The sequence below is a fragment of the Luteibacter sp. P4_E6 genome, from assembly GCF_056401535.1.
The window spans coordinates 1-2,032 of the sequence record NZ_JBFUJE010000640.1; the positions used below are offsets into that span (position 1 = coordinate 1).

Below are 2,032 nucleotides of genomic sequence, written 5' to 3' on the forward strand. Positions count from 1 at the left end.
CCCTTGGGGCCGCGGCGCGGCTCTTCGAGACGGGCCGTAGGCGCCGCTCTCGCTCGCCCGGAAACGGCGCGGCCCTCAGCTTAAGCGGCCCCAAGGGCCAACCCGACCGCGACACCGGAYGTYGAGGTTGCGTGGGGCAAAAGCACCACGCCGCGYCGTCGCCGTGCGCCGCACGACTGCCTCRACTCGCTCTTCGCGCTGTCGTAGGAGCCGCTTCAGCGGCGAACCCTCATGCTGTCGGGTTTGCGAATGAGGCCTTGGGGTGATCGGGCGAGCCGTTGAACGCCTGCATGATGAGATTCGAAGCCTCATTCGCGACATCACCTCTGAGGGTTCGCCGCTGAAGCGGCTCCTACGAGAGCAGCGTGAGCCTCCGCAGCGGGTTATCGGCCAACAACGCCGAACCCTGCGAAGAACCCTTTTTCCGGGCTGCTCGCTACACTGCCGGTAATGATCGAGACCGACCGACTCACTCGTTGTTATGGGCCGCTGACCGCGGTGGATGCCTTGACCCTGCGCGCCGAGCCGGGGCAGGTGCTTGGGCTGTTGGGGCCCAACGGCGCCGGCAAGTCGACCGCCATGCGCATGATCGCCGGCTTCCTCGCGCCGACCTCGGGGACGGCGCGCGTATGCGGCCACGATGTGCGCAAGGAGCCGCTCGCCGCCAAGCGCGCGCTGGGCTACCTGCCGGAAGGGGCGCCCAGCTACGGCGAGATGACTATCCGCGAATTCCTCGTCTTCATGATGCGCGTGCGTGGCCTGGACCGGGACATCGCATTCCGCCGTTTCGACGAAGTGGTGATGCGGCTCGAGCTGGAGGATGTGCTCGAGCAGACCATCGGCACGTTGTCGAAAGGCCTGCGCCGGCGCGTCGGGTTGGCGCAGGCCATCCTGCACGATCCGCCCGTGCTGATGCTGGATGAGCCGACCGATGGCCTGGACCCGAACCAGAAGCACTCGGTGCGCATGCTCATCGACGCGATGGCTCGCGAACGCACGATCCTGATTTCCACGCATCTGCTCGAGGAAGTGCACGCGCTATGCAACCGCGTGGCGATTATCGCTAACGGCAAGCTGCTTGCCGACGCGACGCCTGCGGAGCTCGAAGCGCGCTCGCGTTACCACGGCGCCGTGTCGTTCAGTGCAGCGGGTAGTGGCGTGTCCCGCGAGATGCTGGCGCGTATTCCCAGCGTCGCGTCGGTGGAAGTCGATCCGCTCGACGGTCGCGTCACCGTCTTCCCGCGCCCTGGACAGCCGATCCTCGAGGAGGTGCAGGCCTTGTTACGCACGCAGAACCTCGAAGTCTCCGAGATCCAGCTGGAGCAGGGACGTCTCGACGAGGTGTTCCGGCAGATCACCACGCAGCCGCGCGGAGCGCAGTCATGAGCGGCGTGACGGCGATCATGCGCCGTGAGCTGTGGAGCTACTTCGTCACGCCCGTGGCCTACGTATTCATGGTGATTTTCCTGGTCATGGCCGGGGTGCTCACGTTCTACACGGGGGATTTCTACGATCGTGGACTCGCCGACCTCCAGCCCYTTTTCGACATGCATCCCTGGCTCTACCTGGTACTCGTACCTGCGGTAACCATGTCCACGTGGGCCGAGGAGCGCGCTTCGGGCACGCTGGAACTCCTGTTCTCCCTGCCGGTGTCGATCTCGCAGGCCGTGCTCGGCAAGTTCCTCGCCGCCTGGGCTTTCATCGGTATCTGCCTGGTCCTGACCTTCCCGATCTGGATCACGGTGAATTATCTCGGCGACCCCGACAACGGTGTGATCCTCGCCGGTTATGTCGGCAGCTGGCTGATGGCCGGCGCCTTCATCGCCATCGGTACGTGCATGTCGACGGCGACGCGCAGCCAGATCATCGCCTTCATCCTCACCGCGGCGGTGTGTTTCCTGCTGTTGCTCTGCGGCCAGCCGCAGGTACTCGATTTCTTCCAGGACGCGGTGCCCCCGAGGGTGATCGGTGCGCTAGGCCAGCTGAGCATTGCCCGGCATGCCAATGCCATTGCGCGCGGCGTGCTCGATCT

Annotated in this window: 2 protein-coding genes; both read left to right on the forward strand. The window is 65.5% G+C overall.

The genetic code is table 11. The features are described 5' to 3' along the window. Positions 1 to 450: 450 nt before the first annotated feature. On the forward strand, positions 451 to 1,386 hold the full coding sequence (locus tag AC1DT2_RS21795) for an ABC transporter ATP-binding protein (RefSeq protein WP_477298692.1): 936 nt from the start codon (positions 451 to 453) through the stop codon (positions 1,384 to 1,386). Further along, positions 1,383 to 2,032 (forward strand): ABC transporter permease (locus AC1DT2_RS21800; protein WP_477298693.1); only part of this gene is annotated, 650 nt, incomplete at its 3' end. The genes AC1DT2_RS21795 and AC1DT2_RS21800, both read left to right, overlap by 4 nt.

Excerpts from the sequence above, each read along its gene's own strand:
- AC1DT2_RS21795 (WP_477298692.1), top strand. The coding sequence starts at position 451 with ATGATCGAGACCGACCGACTCACTCGTTGTTATGGGCCGCTGACCGCG.